This window comes from Novibacillus thermophilus (assembly GCF_002005165.1).
Lineage (GTDB): Bacteria > Bacillota > Bacilli > Thermoactinomycetales > Novibacillaceae > Novibacillus > Novibacillus thermophilus.
This window is the reverse complement of record NZ_CP019699.1, coordinates 2,341,255-2,358,542: the sequence shown is the minus strand read 5'-3', so window position 1 is coordinate 2,358,542 and position 17,288 is coordinate 2,341,255. Positions and strand designations below refer to the sequence as shown.

The following is a 17,288-nucleotide window of genomic DNA, read 5'->3' as shown; positions in this document are numbered from 1 at the left end:
GAAGCGCGGTGGGCTGTCAAGTTTCTTCCAACCCCAACGCCTCCGCCATCAGATCGACGAGGTGGACGACCCGCACTTGATCCCCCATACCTTCCCGTTCCACCCCGAGTGTCATTTGCAACAGGCAGCCGGGGTTCGTGGTGACGATGGTCGTCGCTCCCGTCTCTTTCGTGCGGGCCATTTTCGTGTCTAAAATAGCCGTCGCTTCGTCGAAGTGGATCACGTTGTAGATGCCCGCTGAACCGCAGCACTGCTCCGGATGCGCCATCTCCCGGTAGGTGACGCCGGGGATGCTTTTCAGTAGGGCGATCGGTTCTTCGGTCACGTTTTGCACGTTCGTCATGTGGCAGGAACGCTGGTATGTGACGACTTCGTCAATCGGTTTGCGCCATGTCCATTCGTGTCCAACCAACAATTGGCTGACGTCGCGCACGCGGCGGGCAAAATCTTTCGCCCTTTCCCGCCACTCGGGATCATCGGCCAGAAGCTTGCCGTATTCGCTGAGCATCGCCCCGCAGCCGCCGGCATTGTCTACGATGTAGTCGGCGCCGGTCGCCTCAAAGGCGGCGATGTTCCGTTTGGCCAGCTCCTTCGCCGCGTTCCGTTCTCCGGCGTGGGAGTGGAGGGCGCCGCAGCACGTCTGCTCCAGGGGGACGACGACGTCGTATCCCGCTCGGGCGAGTAACTGTTCTGTGCGGCGGTTAGTGCGGTGGAACATTTCATCCATGATACACCCTGTGAAAAACGCCACGGTCCCTTTTGCCTGTCCATGAGCTGCCGTGCGTTGACGCGTGCGCTCCCGGCGCCGCTTCGGCGACTCGACGGGCGGCAATATCGCTTCGAACGCTCGCATGTGGTTCGGCAATCGCTTGAGTATCCCCCATTTGTGAACGATCCGTCTCAGGCCGCTTCTTTGGTACAGCCATACGGTGTCCCCCATCAGGCGCAACATCGCCCGTCTCGGAAAGACTGTTTGGAACAAGAACGCCCGGAATGCCTTCACGGGGACCGGACGGTGCCGTTCCTGTTCGATTACGGTTTTCGCCGATTCCCAAATGGCTCCGTACTCCACATGCGTCGGACAGATCTCTTCACAGTTGCGGCAGCCGAGGCACAAGTCGATGGGCTCTGCCAGCTGGGCGAGATCGATGTTTCCTTCTGCCGCCATTTTCACCAGGTTGATCCGTCCCGGGGGAATGGGTCTCTTTTTCCATGCTTTCGTACGTCGGGCACACCGGCAGGCAGTAGCCGCACTGGACGCAGTCGAATGTCAGGTCGTAGGCGAGACTGTCGCGCCGCGTTTCCGTTTCACGCTGGGTTCTCATTCGGACAACACCAGCCTTTGCCCCGGTTCGGGGAAGATTTTGCCCGGGTTTAAAATGTTGTGGGGGTCCCACGCCCGTTTGATGCGCTTCATGAGTTCGAGGCCGTCGGCTCCCAGCTCCATTTCCATAAACGGGGCTTTCATCGTCCCGATTCCGTGTTCTCCGGAGAGGGTGCCGCCCAGTTCGACGGCAGCGGCAAATATGTCGCTCACCGCTTGTTCGACCCGTTTCATTTCGTCTTTGTCCCGGGCGTCGGCGACGATGTTCGGGTGCACGTTGCCGTCTCCCGCATGGCCGAAGACGACGAGGTGGAGGCGGTACTTTTCGCGAATCTCCTCCAGGCGCGCGAACAAATCGGGGATTTTGCTCCGCGGAACGGTGGCGTCTTCGGATATTTTGGTCGGCTTGATTTGGGCGATGGCCGGGGAGACTTGCTGGCGGGCAAACCACAGCGCCTTCCGCTCGTGGGCCGTTTGTGCCACGGTGACGTCCCGGGCGCCCACCTGGCGGCACATGTCGGCCGCCTGGTTTATTTCGTCTTTCACTGCGTTCGGGTGGCCGTCCACGTCGATGAGTAAAATGGCGGCAGCGTCCAGCGGCAAGCCGCACGGCTTGTAGTTTTCCACGGCGGCGATGCAGGCGTGATCCATGATTTCCATTTTGGCGGGCAAAATGCCGGAAGAAAGGATTCGGGAGATGGCCCTCCCCGACTGGACGAGGTCGTCAAAGACGGCCATCAGTGTCTCGGTCGCAGGCGGTTTCGGGATGAGACGCAACGTCGCTTCGGTAATGATCGCCAGGGTGCCTTCGGAGCCGACGATCAGTTTGGTCAAGTCGTACCCGGTCACGTTTTTGATGGTGCGGCCTCCCGTGCGTATGATGCGGCCTTCCGGGGTGACGATTTCCAGCCCGAGGACGTAATCTTTCGTCACGCCGTACTTCAACCCCGGGGACCGCCGGAGTTTTCGGCCAGGTTGCCGCCGATGGTGGAGACGTTGGAGCTGCTCGGATCGGGCGGATACATGAGGCCGACGGCCTCTGCTGCCTTGTGGATGTCGGCGGTCCGGACACCCGCTGAGACGACGGCCACGAGGTCTTCGCGGTGGATGTCCAGTTTGTCGGTCATCCGCGTCTGGTCGAGAACGATGCCGCCCTTTACCGGCAACGGGCCGCCGCTCAGTGACGTCGCGTGCCCCCGCGGCGTCACGGGGATTTTCTCCCGGTTGGCCAGTTTCATCAGGGCGGCGATTTCGTCAGCCGTCCGGGGCTGGACGACGACGTCCGGCAAGTGTGTGCCGAATGAGGCATCGTAGGCATAGCTGTACAGATCGTGCTCCGCGGTGAGCACGCGCTTTTTATCCCCGATGATGCCCTCTATCTCCTCTATGACTTCCGGTTGCATCTCGCATCCCCCACTTTTACGCCAGGTCTCTTCCAATCTGCGCCGTCCACGCGCCGTTCAGCTTGTGGTTTAAACGCGGTGGTAAACCGTGAAAACAACAAACCAAGTACGGGTAGATCAACTGAAACAGTCCACTGCGCATCCGATGACACGCCACTTGATATTCTCTCTCTACGGATACCATATTGCGATAGGGAACGTCTATGCTGCAAAATGGGTAAGTTTTGGGCCGCCAACGCGGTCAACGCCTTGTTGTGACACGCTCACGTTGTTAGCAGTTACGAAACGAGCGTCCTCAAGTGTTTCCCGATGATCGCAACGGCCTCGTCTATGTGCTCTTTTGTGACAATCGTCGGCGGCATGAAGCGGATCACGTTCTTATCTGTACCGCACGTGAGCAGCAAGAGACCGTCTTCCATGCACTTCGCACGCAGTTCACCGACGATGGCGGGGGCCGGCCTTCCATCGTCACCTACGATTTCAAATCCGATCATGAGGCCGAGACCGCGCACCTCCCCCTGAATGTTTAAGTCCTGTTGCACTTTACGCAATTGTTCACGGAAGTACTCTCCCATTTGGGCCGCTTGGTCAAGGAGGCCGTCCTTAAGCAGTTCAATTGTCGCCAGAGAAGCCGCACACGCCACCGGATTGCCGCCGTACGTGCCACCGTGTGTGCCGGCCGGCCACTGATCCATAATCGCTTGCGGCGCGACAATGGCGCTCAACGGAAAACCGGAGGCAATGCCCTTCGCCAGCGTGAGAATGTCCGGCTTGACACCGAAGTGTTCGTAGGCAAACATCTTGCCCGTCCGGCCGAAAGCCGTCTGTATTTCGTCGAAGATGAGCATGATGCCGTACTTGTCACAAATCTCCCGTATTTTTTGTATAAACGATGCCGGAGGCACGATATAGCCGCCTTCTCCCTGGACCGGTTCCACGATCATCGCCGCCACCGTCTCAGGGTCGACTTGCAGCTGGAACAACTCCTCCAGCTGTCGGATGCACCGTTCGGTCTCTGCGTCTTCCGACAGGCCGGAGCGGAACGGGTACGGATACTCTGCATGGTACACACTCGGGAGCAACCCTTCGTAATCCTTGCGGTACAGTGAGCCGGACGCCGTCAGACTGGCGGCAGCCAGCGTCCGCCCGTGAAAGGCGCGCTTGAAAGCGATGACCGCCGGGCGTTTCGTCACCTTTTTTGCCAGTTTCACGGCCCCTTCGTTCGCTTCAGCTCCGCTGTTGCTGAAGTACACTTTGTTCCCGCCGCCTGTCAGCTCATTTAATGTTTCCGCCAGTTCCACATACGACGGGTAATAGACGACATTGTGGCCGCCGTGAATAAGGGATTCCATTTGCACTTTCGCGGCTGCCACGACTTTGGGATGGTTGTGGCCGACGTTCGTCACCGCCACGCCACTGGCGAAATCCAAGTAGCGCCGTCCGTCTTCTGTCACGAGGTAGGCCCCTTCCCCTCTGACGACACCGAGGTCAGTGGCCCGCCCTGCCGCGGGAGGCAGTACGGCTTGTGCCCGTTCATACAAACTTTTGGGAGATGCTGTCATGTTTCTCCACTCCTTCTAGCTGTTTACTGCGGATGTTTGACAAGGTTGATCATGTCGTGAGTCCGCCCCTGTCGAAAAAGGTCGTAGTTCCGGTAAAATATGTCCAAACTCCGCGGCACGTACATCGGCGTTTTGGCTGACGCGTGGGGTGTGATGATCACGTTGTCGAGCTCCCACAGCGGGTGACGGCGGTCGAGGGGTTCTTGCGCAAAAACGTCGAGGGCGGCACCGGCGATTTTCCCCCTCTGCAGCGCTTCGACGAGATCCTTCTCGACGACGAGATCGCCGCGGCCGACATTGATAAATATGACTCCGTCTTTCATCTGCTCGATCGTCCGACGGTTAATCAACTGTTTGGTCTCCGGCGCAGACGGGAGGACGCCGCACACGTAGTCACACAGTGGTAAGATGTGTTCCCATTCGGACAGAGGGTAAATGCGGTCAAAGTGCTCGACCAACCTCCCCGAACGGTTGACGCCGAGTGTCGTCATCCCAAAAGTCTTCGCTTTGTACGCAATTTCCCCGCCGATTTGACCGGTCCCCAAAATCCCAATCGTCTTCCCGTACAGCTCCTCCATCGTCTCGAAGCGTCCCCACGTTTTGTCGCGTTTCAAACGCGCGTAAGCCGGAATCTTTTTGGCAAAATACAAAAGCGCACTGAACACGTACTCGCTCATCGGGATGCGGTGAATCCCCCTGGCCGTCGTCACCAAAATGCCGCGTTTTGACAAGTACTCAAGAGGCAGTTGTTCAATGCCGGAACTGATGACTTGAATCCACTCCAAACGGGGCAGTGAACGCAGTTCCTCACTGCTAACAGAGTCGTCGTAATTGCCGAAGGTGATGACAATGCGAACTCGGTCTCGCTTCTCTTCCGGCAATCGTTCGATGCGACGAACAGCTACAGGTTGGCGCGTCTTTTCTCCGATTTCTTCAGAAAAAGGTTGCAATGCGTCCGTCGTGCACAAAATCAATGGTCTCACCTTTTTCCTTCAACAATTTTTTAACGTTCTACGTTTGTTTCCAGCTCCGACACCTGCACCTGTTCACATTCGCCGCCCTTCGTTCCACGACACAACATGTGTCGCACCGTATTGTAAATGAGATCTGGCAGCACGCGAAAAGAATACGGTTTGTACACGCGCTCAGTCATTTGATGGCCGTCTTTGCCGTACACACCCATGTTGATCGCCGGAATGTTCAACTTCCGAATCTGTTGAACCGGCACCTGGTAGATGTGGCCCCAACCGGGAAAGTTGTCGGTCATACGGGCAAGTTCACGATCCGTCTCGTGTAAAGAGAGATAACTGCTGTCACTTAAGAACGGGAAAAACCGCTTGACCTCAAACGTCTCTCCTGTCGCTCGCGACACCTCGTCCAATTGACGCTGCAAAACGGTGAGTAGCGCCTTCTCGCGCTCCGTCTCGCCTTTGACGTAATGGTGCGGGCAGTACGGCGGCGCGAAAAAGATGACGACCGCCGGATCGTGCACGTCACCTTTTTCAAACACCTTTTGCACAATCTTCAAACTGAGTTCTCGCAGTTCCATCCCGCGGTTGTCCGCCACAACGTCTCGGACGACGGCGTCTACGTCAGTCCCCAGGGCTTTCACCCTGTCGACAAGTTCTTCAAACGTCAACACGTTCACTCTGTAAGACGGCGAGAGGTGCGGCATGTTATGTCGCGCACAAAAGTGTTTGTACTGCTTTTCTAGGTCCTGTTCGACATCATTGCACGCTTCTTCAGCCACTCGTTTCAGTGTGTTGAGCACATCAGCCGGCGTTTTCTCGTAAACGAAATAGTTGAAGTACATGAAACTGGCAATCGGAATTTGGACGTTGTAAAAATCTTTCAAATCGGTCTGTTTTAAGCACGACGGCGGCAGCGATACGTCGCCTGCAATGTCTTCCGCCAGTTCTAACCGGTTGTTGAGCCTCCGGTTGATTTCGGAAGCGATCAAGGTTGGGTCTACGGCCAGCAACGTGTCCCCGACGTGCGTCGTGCGCCCGTGCACGTAAAAACAGGGGAGCAGTTTTCCGACGGTCCCCGTATAAATGTAGCGCGTATCATCACCGGGGTACTGTTCTGTCGTATAGTCGGTGTTAATGGCCACTTCATACGTCCACCCGTTTTCCTCACGCAACCGCGCCAGTTCCGAAACTGCTGCGATCACGCCCGTATGTTCATTTTCCTCCACGGGGTTCGCCATAAACACAACGTTGCCGTCCAGCTTGTCCGCCTGTTCAGAAAGGCGCAACACATTGACGAGGTGGACCGCCACGCCACTCTTCATATCGAGGGCTCCGCGTCCGAACATCCAGTCTCCTGAACGGGCATCCTGTCGCACCCGTTCATCCAACTCCCAATGAGCAAAGTAATCGCGCAGCTTCTCTGGCTCAGCCGCGAGACCTTTGAGCTCCCCAAAATCCTCAATGCCGACGGTGTCGGTGTGACCGTGAAGGATGACCGTCTTTTTCGCTCCCGGCTTACCCTTAATGACGGCAAAAACATTTTTTCTCCCCAACGGATCATCGGGGAGCGCTTGACACCAGAGCTGTTCCGGATGCTGCTGAAAATACGGGAACGTCGCGAGTATGCGGTACACGTGATCCGCGATCTCGGCCTCTCCCGACGTTGAGTTCACGCTGAGAACTTTGACCAACTTTTCCGTCAAAATCTCAACCTGTTCGGGAACGGGTCTCTCCTTGATGACTTCGTACATTCACAGTCTCCTTCCCCATTCTCTCCAAGACGTATCGCAAGGCGTTGAAGGTCATGAGCAAAGTAAGACGACATGTTCAACGCCTTGTCGTATAACCCTGTTAGAACAAAAGATGTGCGATGAGGACGATTACCGGTAACGAAATAATGGTGCGCTCGATAAAGATGAGGGCCAATCTCCACAAGTTCAGCGGTATTTTGGAGATGAGGAGAAGCGTCCCCATTTCCGTCATGTAAATAATCTGCACTAAAGACAGGGTCCCGACGACAAAACGGGTCAGCTCCGATTCTATACCCGAACCGAGTACAGCTGGGATAAACATGTCGATGAAGCCGACTAACGTGGCCGGAGCTGCTGCCTGCGCTTCCGGAATGCGGAACAGTTCTAAAAGTGGGACCATCGGCGCTGAGATATACTGAAACACGGGAGTAAACTCGGCTATGATGAGGGCGAGCGTCCCGATCCCCATCGCCTGTGGGATGAGCACGAGGGCGATACCGGTGAAAATGTTCGTGCCCTCTTTCAGTTGGTCCCTCAGCGTACCTGCTGCCTTCGCCCGCTCCACTGCTTTCAGAACGCCCCATTTCACCTTGGACTCACCTTGAGGAATCTTTTCACTGTACTGTGTGTCCGTGTAGTACGTGTCCGGGATGCGCGACAGCGGCGGAATGCGCGGGACGATAATGGCACTGATCACCCCAGCCAAACATACCGTACCATAAAATACAGGAAACATGTAATCCAGTTCCAACATCCCGGCAATGACGAGGCAGAAGGGCAATGAGACTGCGGAAAAACACGTGGCAATGGTTGCCGCTTCCCTGCCGGTATAAAATCCGCGCATGTACTGTTCCCGCGTCACCACGACACCGACGTTGACGTTCCCGACCCACGAAGCGAGAAGATCGATAGCCGATCGACCGGGGAGCGTAAAGAGGGGTCGGACGACATTGCGCAGTAACGTTCCGACAAATTCCATTGCACCGAAATTCGTAAGATACGGCAATAAATACGAACCGACAAAAAACCACACGATTAAACTGGACATGAGACCGAGCATCGTCTGACCGGTCACATCTGACTTAATGACATCCCAACCGAATTCATACAGCGTCATGATGGCGAATATCGTGCCTAACAACCGGGTGGTGAGCCACAGCGGCGACACGTCAAACATGTCCCGCCAGCTCTCTTTGGACATGATGAAGGACGGTTTAAACAGTTTTGTCACGAATGTGAGAGCCGTAGACAATACCATCGTCAAAACGACGATGACGGGCAACGTACTTTCCAATATCGTTAAGAAAAAGTCCGTGACGAGGCCCAGTGGGATGTTAAACGTTCCGTCATCTCGGATCGGAAACATAAAAACGAATACCCCGAACGCTGACGGAATCAAAAAGCGCAAAAAGTCTTTGCGATTGACTGTTGAATGCATCAACCTTGACCTCCTTTAATCAAGCGTGCGTTTTAGAGCCTTTCAACAGGAAAACTCATGCATCTCGGCCCACCCCCGCTCTTTAAAATCTCGTTTAGATGGAGTTCCACGACGTGAAATCCTAAACTTTTCAGCTGTTCGTTCACTTTTTGGGCTTGTCGGTGTGACAATACGGTGTCGTCGCCTATATTCAGCAGATTACACGCATGGAGAAAGACGTCTTCCCTGGATACGGAAATCAGTTCAAACTTTTTGTCCCGGAGGACTTGAACGAACGCATCTGGCAACGCTTCCAAACAGACAATAGCGACTTTCTCGCCGATGACATTGCAAATCATGTCTAAGTGCAAGTACTCCTCGTCAAAGTCCACCGAAATCAACTCGAGATCTAGATCGGAAAGGGCCAAACTAAGGGCCTGTAATCCGAGGGAATCGGTACGGATGCCCGTTCCGACGGCAGCCGCACTGTCGTCGATGTACATAAAGTCGCCGCCTTCAAAGTTGCCAAGCGTCATTTTGTGGAATACTGGGATGCGATGATTCGATAAAGTCCTCTCAGCGAGGCGGTGCTCTCCCCACCGCATCGGACTGTAAAAGCGGCCAAACACGATCCCCTTTTGTGTCGCGACACCCAAATCCCGGGTGTTCACCTCGTACGGAAAGCGAGGGTGGGTTTCCGCTAACAACACGTCGACGTCGTGTGCGCGAAAAGCCGCGACGAACTCGTCATGCTCTTTGCACGCCTGTTCCACATCCAGGGTGTGCTGATGTTTTTCTGCAATGACGTTGATAGGTGTTTCAATGTTGAGAAATTCGGGACGGCAAACTAACACTTTTTTTAATCGTCCGTATTCTGTGAAGGCTCTCGCCAATGTGATCCCTCCTCAAGTCGTCATGCGTTCAGACACCTGCCGAACGTGATGCGCCATCGCATCCTTCGCCTTGTCCGCCTTTTTCGTACGCAACGCTTCCACAATGTTTTCGTGCTCTTCCACCGCCTCGCGCGCTGCCTTTTGCAGCGTGCCCGTTAAAATGAGAAAGCGCTGTAACTGCGTATTCAAGTTTTCCACAAATTCGCTGAGTTTCTTATTGTTCGTCACCGACGCAATGCGACTGTGAAACTGTCGGTCCAGTTCGACAAACTGAGTAAAATCTTCGGACTCGATACTTTTCTTCTGTCGGGCGACGATGTCTTCTAAGTCCTCAAAGTCTGTCTCTGTCATTTCGGTCGTGGCCAGTTCTGCTGCCAGCGCTTCCAACACTTCGCGTATGACGAGAAAGTCGCGAATGTCTTTATCTGAAATCGTGCTGACGCGGGCGCGTTTTCCGGGGCTCATCTCGACGAGACCCTCGTACGACAGCTGTGTCAAAGCCGATCGGATCGGTGTGCGGCTGATTCCCATTTGAGTGGCTATCTCTTCTTCTGCGAGCCAGTCCCCCGGCTTCAACTCGTTGTTCACAATGCTCTTCTTAATCAATGTGTAGGCTTGATCCGCCAGTGTGCGGTTTTGCTTTATTTTGGGAAGCACGTTTGCCCTCCTTGACCACATCTTTATGTATTCTGTATACAGTATTTGTATTTGTATATTACACGATGACGCTCTTTTTTTCAACATTTTTTAAAGTGCGGACGCCTTTTTCTTCTTTAAAGCTATTTGCTGTCTGTGCGACGGAAGATTTTTTGACTCCCCGTAGTCACCCACCCTTCCTCTATCGAAATGTGGTTCATACGATATAGTAGTTTCGATAGATGGAGGTCATAAGATGATACTCAACTTGGAGCCGCTGCGCTGGATACGAGAAAACCGGCAACAAGTAGATGTGAGTGTTCAACAACACTTGATAGATAAAATGCGTTGGACCCAATATGTTCCGTGTTTCTTACATCGTGTCATCGCAAAGTTGCTCTACTACGTAATGCGCATGCCTGTCATCGTCGAATTTGAATCGACTTTCAGCGCTCAATCCGAAGCGATTGTGTCTCGATGGCGTTCACACAACATTAAGGTGAAACGTCAATTTTCCCATTACCCCGGTTGTGCCACGCGCCTCACTTTGCGCAAAATGAACCACTTGCTGAGACAGGATGGGGTCCGCAAAGTGTATTTGGACCGAAAGGTGACGGCGCTCCTCGATAAAGCCACTCCTTCCGTCAACAGCCACCGGCTGTGGAACGCATCCATCACAGGTCAAGGCGTCGGGATCGCTGTCATTGACACCGGTGTCGCCCCCCACCCTGACTTGACAGAGCCCCGTAACCGGATTGTCGCGTTTAAAGACTTCATCGGCCATGAAACCGAGCCATACGACGACAACGGACACGGCACCCACTGCGCCGGGGATGCCGCTGGAAACGGGACGGCTTCAGACGGCAAGTACCGGGGACCGGCCTATGAAGCGGACATTATCGGGGTTAAAGTGTTGGATAAGCAAGGTTCCGGACAGTTGTCGGATCTCATCGCCGGCGTCGACTGGTGTATCGAGAACCGGGACACTTACAACATTCGCATCCTTTCCTTGTCAGTCGGTTCCCCTGCCTCCGGACGCGTGAAGGACGATCCGCTGGCCCGCGCTGTCCGACAAGCTTGGACGAGTGGGCTCGTCGTCGTAGCCGCTGCGGGAAATTCGGGGCCAAACGGCGGCACGATCACCAGTCCGGGCGTTGTCCCCGAGATCATCACCGTCGGCGCCTCTGACGACCATGACACGATCCGTTCTGATGACGATGAGGTGGCGAGTTTTTCCAGCAGAGGACCTACTCCGGAAGGAGTTCCCAAACCGGATGTCGTCGCGCCCGGCACGCATGTCGTGTCTCTGCGCGCAAATGGCAGCTACTTGGACAAAACGAACATCGAAAGTGTCGTCAATGACGACTATGTGAGTCTCTCCGGAACGTCTATGGCGACACCTATTGTGGCTGGAATTGCCGCTCAGCTCATACAAAAAGACGCCGACCTCACACCGGACGACGTCAAAACAGCATTAACGGAGACAGCGACATCCCTCGGGGATGAACCGAACGCAGAAGGTCACGGCCTCGTCAACGCCACAGCCGCTCTCGACGCCCTTGCAAACCGTTAGAGCCGATATTGCAGGTACCCGTACAAATCGGCGCGTCGATCCTGAAAGACGGGAATGTTCTCCCGCACACGTTCGACTTCGTCTAAATCGACTTCGACTGTCAGGATCGACTCTTCCTCTTTTCCTTCTATCAACACGTCCCCCACGGACTGACAACCATCGAGTGCCCGAAAAACGTGTGATCTCCCCCTGATCCCACACGGTTGCAGCCAACGACGTACAATTGATTTTCTATGGCCCGTGCGATGAGCAGTTGACGCCAGTGGGACAATCGCGGATTCGGCCACTGTGCCGGAATGATGACCATGTTCGCCCCTTTAAGTGCGTAGTGGCGGAACATTTCCGGAAAGCGCAAGTCGTAGCAGATGGCCGCACCGACGCGCGCCTCTTCCACGTCGTACATCGTGAGTGCATCCCCTGGGGTCAAGAACTTATCCTCTTCTAGCAGGCGAAACAAGTGGACTTTGCGGTAAACAGCCGTCTCTTTACCCTGACGGTTGTATACATACGTACAATTGTAAATGCCACGGTCGCGTTTTTCCGCTACCGAACCCCCGACCAGGTGAATATGATATGTCAAAGCCAACTCTCGCAACAGCTTTCGAGTGTTCTGCCCTTCGGGATCAGCTTGGCGATCCAGCTCGCGGAAATTGTAGGCCGTGTTCCACATTTCTGGCAAAACGACGACATCGGGTTTGTCTCTCGCTGCACGGGCGACCTTTTCGGCGATGCGATTCATGTTCTCTGGTGGATCACCGTAGGCGAGATCCAACTGAATGAGACACAGCTTCATTTACATCACTCCCGCTCAACCGTATGACCCTATGTTAGCATATTTTAGTGCGTAAAAGGGAAGACTGAAAGAGAACCGCTCATGAACTTGCAAGGTGAGAAAGGGGGACTTGAGCGTGCGACACAAGTGGGATTTACGCATTCATCTGTTGTTCATTGTGGCCGTCCTAGCCGCCGTATTCGGCTTCCAACCGGAAAAATGGCTGAAGGCCGAAATTGTTGTCGGACCGGTAGAGGTTTATAAAGTCGAGCATCAGCGTGAAGAACCGTTAAGAACATCCAAGTGGACAGAGTACGAGATTTCAAAAGTATTGCAATCTATCACGTCGATGCGCGCCTCTTCGTACAGGCAGCTGCCGGAATCGTACCTGCTGTTTAAGTTTGAACGAGACATCATCCTCGATCACGACGCCGTGCCTTTCCCCGTTAAGCAAATGATCGTCACCCTTCCCGACAACCAGTGGGATCAGCCCGACATGTTGCTACTAAACGCGCAAGGACAGTGGATAGTCTACGACACGTCCCATCCGCTGTCGATGCTGACTCGAGACTACCGGTAACGAACGTCACACAACTTTTTAAACTTCAATCTTCCTCCCAATGTCTGAGCCTCGACATTTTCGGTTTCAAAAAAAAGCCGCCTGTAAAACTTGGCGGCTAAAGAAACATTGGCTACCCTTCTAACAGCAATGTCTCCGGATCTTCCAACATGTTTTTCACTTTTACGAGAAAGCTGACGGCTTCCTTTCCGTCCACGATACGGTGATCGTACGAGAGGGCGATATACATCATCGGGCGAATTTCGACGGTATCCCCTACGGCGACAGGACGCTTCTGAATCGCATGCATGCCCAAAATCCCGACTTGCGGGCCGTTGAGGATCGGCGTTGACAACAGCGAGCCGAACACGCCGCCGTTCGTAATCGTAAACGTCCCGCCTTGAAGTTCTTTGAGCGTCAGTTTGTTCGTCCTCGCTTTTTCCGCCAGCGAAGCAATTTCCTTCTCGATCTGGGCGAAGCTGAGGCGGTCGGCATCCCGGACGACTGGGACGACCAGCCCTTCGTCAGTAGCGACAGCGATCCCGATGTCGTAGTACTTCTTGATGAGCATATCCTGACCGTCAATTTCAGCGTTTAACAGCGGGAAGGCCTTTAACGCGCCGACGACTGCTTTCGTAAAGAAGGACATAAAACCGAGGTTGACGTCGTATGCTTCACGGAACGACTCTTTGCGCCGCCGCCGGATGTCCATAATCGCCGTCATATCCACTTCGTTAAAGGTCGTGAGCATGGCCGCCGTCTGCTGGACTTCTACTAGTCGGTTAGCAATCGTCTGCCGCCGCCTGGACATGCGTCTGCGCTCAACCGGTTTTGCAGGATCTTCCGCAGGCTGCGACGCCGGGATGCGGTCCGGCTCGCCATGTGAAGGGGCAGTGGGCGGTGCTTCCACAAATGATCTCACGTCGTCCGCCGTAATGCGACCGGCAGGATTTTGCCCTTGGACTCGCCTCAAGTCGATGCCCCGCTCCCTTGCCCATTTTCTCGCAGCGGGGGAAGCAATGACAGGGGCGTCGCCTTTTCTCTCCGTTTGTTCTTTCGGCGGTTGCTCCGCCTCCTGTTCTTGCGGCTGTTGACGGGCTTGTTCTTCGCTGCGGGGAGAAGGTTCTTCACTTCCCGGACTCCCCCCTTCAGCCGCTTCTTCATTCAGCAGCGCAATCACTTCGCCTACTTGTACCGTATCTCCCACCTGCTTTAAAATTTCGTGTAAAACACCTTCTCCTTCGGCGTTTACTTCGATGTTCACCTTATCCGTTTCAAGTTCCGCGACAGCCTCCCCTTCCCTGACGACGTCGCCCACCTTTTTTAACCAGTTGGCAACCGTTCCTTCCGTAATCGATTCGGCCAGTTCCGGTACTTTAACTTCAATCACCCGCGTGACCTCCTACCTTCGTTGTCATTTTTCCTGCGTCGAATACGCCTCTTTGCTGCATTGCCATTCGCTGCGCCGGAGCCTAGCGAGACTTACGACCGTCAGCTAGACGAGCTCCGGCCTCATGCCGTTCAAACGCTTCTCGAATAATGCGATCTTGCTCAATGTTGTGGACGTCTGGAAGGCCTTCAGCCGGACTGGAGCGCTCAGGCCGCCCGATGAAGCGGACAGGGACCCGACCGTCCGTTAAAGCTCTCAATCTCGGCTCCATGTACGTCCATGCCCCCATATTTTGGGGCTCTTCCTGCACCCAGACCATTTCTTTCACGCGGCCGTAACGGCTGATCACGTCCTTCAGCTCTTCTTCGGGGAACGGGTACAGCTGCTCCACCCGCACAATGTGCAGCCAATCCAGCGCATCGCCGTCGAATTGGCCTGTCTCGATGGCCGCGGCCAAATCGACGCCCACTTTTCCAGTGCAGAAAATTAAGCGTTCGACGCGATCTGGCTTTCGTCCCAATCCCGGTTGTTCCAACAGAAACTGAAAGCGTCCTTCGCTCAGTTCATTCCCTTTGGAAGCCGTGTAAGGGTTGCGGATCAAACTCTTCGGGGTCATGATGATCAAGGGACGCGCCTCGTCTCTCCCTGCAATTTTGGCCTGTCGCCGCAAAATGTGAAAGTACTGGGCCGCACTCGTTAAGTTGGCGATGGTCCAGTTGTTTTCACCTGACAGTTGCAGGAAACGTTCCATGCGGGCGCTCGAATGCTCAGGCCCTTGTCCTTCGTACCCGTGGGGCAGCAGCATGACGAGACTGGACCGCTGAGCCCATTTGGCCCTGCCGGCCGCGACGAATTGGTCAATGATCACTTGTGCCGCATTGGCAAAATCGCCGTACTGGGCTTCCCATATGACGAACGTTTCGGGAGCAAACACGTTATAGCCGTATTCAAAACCGAGGACAGACGCTTCCGAAAGGGGACTGTTGTGAATGGCAAAAGACGCACGGGCATGGGGAAGTGCCTGCAGAGGCGAATACGTCTCCCCCGTTTCGATATCGTGCAGCACGAGGTGCCGGTGAGCAAACGTTCCCCGTTCTGAATCCTGTCCTGTCAACCGAATCGCTTGCCCGTCAGCCAAGATTGTGGCAAACGCCAACGTTTCCGCTAAAGCCCAGTCGACTTTGCCGTTGTCGTCCAGTGCCGTGGCACGGCGCTTTAAGATCCGTTCCAACTTCGGGTACGTGTTAAACCCCTTCGGTCGCTTTAGCAGGGCGGTGTTCATGTCACGCAGTTTGTCCAGGGGAACCGCCGTTTTCACCTTCGGTAAGCGCGTGGACACTTTTTCGGGAATTCCTCTTAATTCTTCGATTTCGTCCAGGTGGTTCTTCAGTTTTTCATAGGCCGAGCGCAGCTTTTGTTGGACGGTTTGCTCCATTTCTCGCACGTGCCCTTCGCCCACTAACCCTTCTGCCTGCAGCTTTTCGGCATAAAGGGCGCGCACAGTCGGATGGCGGCGGACTTCGGCGTACAGCTGGGGCTGTGTCACTTCCGGATCGTCCATTTCGTTGTGGCCGAAACGCCGGTACCCGCGCAAGTCGATGAGAAAGTCTTTATGAAACCGGCGCCGGTATTCTGACGCCAAGTACACGGCTGCAAGACACGCTTCCGGATCGTCTGCGTTGACGTGGACGACGGGGATCTCAAACCCCTTTGCCAAATCACTGGCGTACGTCGTCGATCTGGCATCTGAGCTCTCTGTCGTAAACCCGATGCCGTTGTTGGCGATAATGTGAATCGTCCCGCCCGTCTGATAGCCCTTCAACCGGCTCATGTTCAACGTCTCGGCCACAATGCCCTCACCGGGAAATGCCGCATCGCCGTGAACCAAAATGGCCAGTGCCCGAGAGACGTCCTGTTGGGGTGCGCCGGCATGACTGCGGTCCTCTTGCGCCGCCCGGGCGAAGCCTTCCACCACTGGGTTTACAAATTCCAGGTGGCTCGGGTTGTTGGCCAACGTCAACCGGGCTCGGACTTCATCTTCTTCCAGTGACCGGTTGGCGCCTAAGTGGTACTTCACATCACCGGTCCAGCCGTAGTTGATTCCCATCGAACCTTCCGACGGGACGAGTTCCTTATTCGGCGAGAGGTGGAACTCTGAGAAAATCTTTTCATACGACTTGCCGAGGACGTGGGCCAGCACGTTCAATCGGCCGCGGTGAGCCATTCCGATCATGATGTCCCGAGCGCCGTTCAACATCCCTTCTCGGACAATTTCGTCAATGATCGGGACGAGCATGTCGATGCCTTCGATGGAAAACCGCTTCTGTCCGACAAACGTACGGTGTAAAAACTTCTCAAAACACTCCACTTCCGTCAGTCTACGCAAAAGGGCGATGCGCTCTTCCTTTGATAATCGGCGGTAAATCGCCCTTGATTCCACCATGCGGTACAGCCACTGCTGTTCCTCGACGTCGTGGACGTGACTGAACTCAAAGGAGATCGTCTCCGTGTACACCTTCCTCAAGAAATTGATGGCATCCAAAGCAGTTTCTACGTTCTCCGGAGCTTCGGGCCAGACAACTTGGGCCGGAATTGCGATTAAGTCGGCCTCGCTCAGATTGTAAGCCGATGGATCGATCAATCGCGTATCCGTCCGTTCATTGTACTTCAACGGACTCGTTTTGGCCGCTAAGTGGCCGTAGGTGCGAATGTTTCGCGCCAACTGTTCTGCGGCGACCACTTTCACGTCATCTGCCATCCCCACAGTATCGACGGGCGTTCCCGACTTCCCGTTCAACGCCACGGGTGGAGCTCCCCACTGTTCAAACAACCGTTTCACGTCGTCATCGATAGAGCCGGGATTTTGTCGGTACATTTCGTACAGTGCATTGAAATAGCCAAGGTTCGGACCGTAAACCGTCTCCCATGGGGACTGTTTTCCCTTGGTGCCTTCAGTCGCCATGCACGTACAACCTCCATCAGTGTATAATCGTAGTATGCTTAACCAACACCGTTTATAGTAACAGCCTCGACAACA

14 protein-coding genes and 1 pseudogene are annotated in these 17,288 nt (G+C 54.8%); 2 read left to right on the top strand and 13 right to left on the bottom strand.

Going from position 1 to position 17,288, the window contains the following annotated elements:
- Nucleotides 1-16: 16 nt before the first annotated feature.
- The 9 genes and pseudogenes from B0W44_RS11540 to B0W44_RS11505 form a co-directional block, all read right to left on the bottom strand.
- Nucleotides 17-1,168 (bottom strand): (Fe-S)-binding protein, encoded by a 1,152-nt coding sequence (locus tag B0W44_RS11540; RefSeq protein ID WP_335582611.1) that lies wholly within the window; start codon nucleotides 1,166-1,168, stop codon nucleotides 17-19.
- Complete coding sequence (locus B0W44_RS19085; RefSeq protein ID WP_335582610.1) at nucleotides 1,092-1,325, bottom strand: 4Fe-4S dicluster domain-containing protein; 234 nt, start codon at nucleotides 1,323-1,325, stop codon at nucleotides 1,092-1,094. Before B0W44_RS19085 ends, B0W44_RS11540 begins: the two co-directional genes overlap by 77 nt.
- Nucleotides 1,322-2,727, bottom strand: a pseudogene (locus B0W44_RS11535) (FAD-binding oxidoreductase). Before B0W44_RS11535 ends, B0W44_RS19085 begins: the two are co-directional and overlap by 4 nt.
- A gap of 278 nt (nucleotides 2,728-3,005) precedes the next feature.
- Nucleotides 3,006-4,289: an aspartate aminotransferase family protein gene (locus B0W44_RS11530; RefSeq protein WP_077720165.1), complete on the bottom strand. Its 1,284-nt coding sequence runs from the start codon at nucleotides 4,287-4,289 to the stop codon at nucleotides 3,006-3,008.
- Between the two features lie 23 nt (nucleotides 4,290-4,312).
- On the bottom strand, nucleotides 4,313-5,272 hold the full coding sequence (locus tag B0W44_RS11525) for an NAD(P)-dependent oxidoreductase (protein WP_077720164.1): 960 nt from the start codon (nucleotides 5,270-5,272) through the stop codon (nucleotides 4,313-4,315).
- A 20-nt stretch (nucleotides 5,273-5,292) separates the two neighbouring features.
- Entirely contained in the window at nucleotides 5,293-7,011 is a 1,719-nt protein-coding gene (locus B0W44_RS11520) for a M20/M25/M40 family metallo-hydrolase (protein ID WP_077720163.1), read from the bottom strand.
- 100 nt (nucleotides 7,012-7,111) lie between these two features.
- The gene (locus B0W44_RS11515) at nucleotides 7,112-8,449 is read right to left on the bottom strand and encodes a YjiH family protein (RefSeq protein WP_077720162.1); all 1,338 of its coding nucleotides are present in this window, start codon (nucleotides 8,447-8,449) and stop codon (nucleotides 7,112-7,114) included.
- Between the two features lie 32 nt (nucleotides 8,450-8,481).
- The gene (locus B0W44_RS11510; RefSeq protein WP_169835548.1) at nucleotides 8,482-9,321 is read right to left on the bottom strand and encodes a dimethylarginine dimethylaminohydrolase family protein; all 840 of its coding nucleotides are present in this window, start codon (nucleotides 9,319-9,321) and stop codon (nucleotides 8,482-8,484) included.
- 12 nt (nucleotides 9,322-9,333) lie between these two features.
- The gene (locus B0W44_RS11505; protein ID WP_169835547.1) at nucleotides 9,334-9,978 is read right to left on the bottom strand and encodes a GntR family transcriptional regulator; all 645 of its coding nucleotides are present in this window, start codon (nucleotides 9,976-9,978) and stop codon (nucleotides 9,334-9,336) included.
- Between the two features lie 235 nt (nucleotides 9,979-10,213).
- On the opposite strand from B0W44_RS11505, the gene B0W44_RS11500 reads away from it, so the two are divergent.
- Nucleotides 10,214-11,530 carry a S8 family peptidase gene (locus B0W44_RS11500; RefSeq protein ID WP_077720159.1) on the top strand — a complete coding sequence of 439 codons (1,317 nt, stop codon included), beginning with the start codon at nucleotides 10,214-10,216 and terminating at the stop codon, nucleotides 11,528-11,530.
- On the opposite strand, the gene B0W44_RS19080 is transcribed toward B0W44_RS11500, so the two are convergent.
- The gene (locus tag B0W44_RS19080) at nucleotides 11,527-11,676 is read right to left on the bottom strand and encodes a hypothetical protein (protein ID WP_335582609.1); all 150 of its coding nucleotides are present in this window, start codon (nucleotides 11,674-11,676) and stop codon (nucleotides 11,527-11,529) included. The two genes, B0W44_RS11500 and B0W44_RS19080, sit on opposite strands and share 4 nt — an antisense overlap.
- The gene (locus B0W44_RS11495; RefSeq protein ID WP_335582608.1) at nucleotides 11,661-12,323 is read right to left on the bottom strand and encodes a carbon-nitrogen family hydrolase; all 663 of its coding nucleotides are present in this window, start codon (nucleotides 12,321-12,323) and stop codon (nucleotides 11,661-11,663) included. Before B0W44_RS11495 ends, B0W44_RS19080 begins: the two co-directional genes overlap by 16 nt.
- Before the next feature lie 115 nt (nucleotides 12,324-12,438).
- Here B0W44_RS11495 and B0W44_RS11490 point away from each other — a divergent pair, with 115 nt between their 5' ends.
- Entirely contained in the window at nucleotides 12,439-12,882 is a 444-nt protein-coding gene (locus B0W44_RS11490) for a hypothetical protein (protein ID WP_077720158.1), read from the top strand.
- Nucleotides 12,883-12,994: 112 nt separating this feature from the next.
- Here the strand turns inward: B0W44_RS11490 and odhB are convergent, their stop codons facing one another.
- Together odhB and B0W44_RS11480 are read right to left on the bottom strand one after the other, a co-directional pair.
- Complete coding sequence (odhB, locus tag B0W44_RS11485) at nucleotides 12,995-14,251, bottom strand: 2-oxoglutarate dehydrogenase complex dihydrolipoyllysine-residue succinyltransferase (protein WP_077720157.1); 1,257 nt, start codon at nucleotides 14,249-14,251, stop codon at nucleotides 12,995-12,997.
- Between the two features lie 82 nt (nucleotides 14,252-14,333).
- The gene (locus B0W44_RS11480) at nucleotides 14,334-17,213 is read right to left on the bottom strand and encodes a 2-oxoglutarate dehydrogenase E1 component (protein WP_077720156.1); all 2,880 of its coding nucleotides are present in this window, start codon (nucleotides 17,211-17,213) and stop codon (nucleotides 14,334-14,336) included.
- Between the last annotated feature and the right edge of the window lie 75 nt (nucleotides 17,214-17,288).

Coding starts and splice junctions, on each gene's coding strand:
- B0W44_RS11540 (WP_335582611.1), bottom strand. CDS start 1,168: ATGGCGGCAGAAGGAAACATCGATCTCGCCCAGCTGGCAGAGCCCATC.
- B0W44_RS19085 (WP_335582610.1), bottom strand. CDS start 1,325: ATGAGAACCCAGCGTGAAACGGAAACGCGGCGCGACAGTCTCGCCTAC.
- B0W44_RS11530 (WP_077720165.1), bottom strand. CDS start 4,289: ATGACAGCATCTCCCAAAAGTTTGTATGAACGGGCACAAGCCGTACTG.
- B0W44_RS11520 (WP_077720163.1), bottom strand. CDS start 7,011: ATGTACGAAGTCATCAAGGAGAGACCCGTTCCCGAACAGGTTGAGATT.
- B0W44_RS11515 (WP_077720162.1), bottom strand. CDS start 8,449: ATGCATTCAACAGTCAATCGCAAAGACTTTTTGCGCTTTTTGATTCCG.
- B0W44_RS11500 (WP_077720159.1), top strand. CDS start 10,214: ATGATACTCAACTTGGAGCCGCTGCGCTGGATACGAGAAAACCGGCAA.
- B0W44_RS11495 (WP_335582608.1), bottom strand. CDS start 12,323: ATGAAGCTGTGTCTCATTCAGTTGGATCTCGCCTACGGTGATCCACCA.
- B0W44_RS11480 (WP_077720156.1), bottom strand. CDS start 17,213: ATGGCGACTGAAGGCACCAAGGGAAAACAGTCCCCATGGGAGACGGTT.